General features: G+C 42.2%; 1 rRNA gene. It reads left to right on the top strand.

Annotated elements, in window-relative coordinates:
- Nucleotides 1-142 precede the first annotated feature (142 nt).
- Nucleotides 143-223: ribosomal RNA gene (locus KO538_RS29170) — 23S ribosomal RNA — on the top strand; the annotation flags it as partial.

The following is a 223-nucleotide window of genomic DNA, read 5'->3' as shown; positions in this document are numbered from 1 at the left end:
AGATTATTTATTGATCGGTTTGCCGTAAAAAGCGAATCGATGGGTAATGATTGTATGTATCAACAAACAAGCAACAACGTTGTACTTTCTTATCCCTGTAGCGCTCTTTTCATTTGAAAGAATGAAGAGGCTAACGTTATAGGGACAAGCGAATAAGTGCACATGGTGGATGCCTTGGCGATTACAGGCGATGAAGGACGTAGTAGCTTGCGATAAGCTGCGG

Source organism: Janthinobacterium sp. NKUCC08_JDC, from assembly GCF_019345575.1.
In the GTDB taxonomy this organism is placed as follows: domain Bacteria; phylum Pseudomonadota; class Gammaproteobacteria; order Burkholderiales; family Burkholderiaceae_D; genus Janthinobacterium; species Janthinobacterium aestuarii.
The sequence above is the reverse complement of the archived record's forward strand: the minus strand, read 5'-3'. Positions and strand labels throughout refer to the sequence as shown.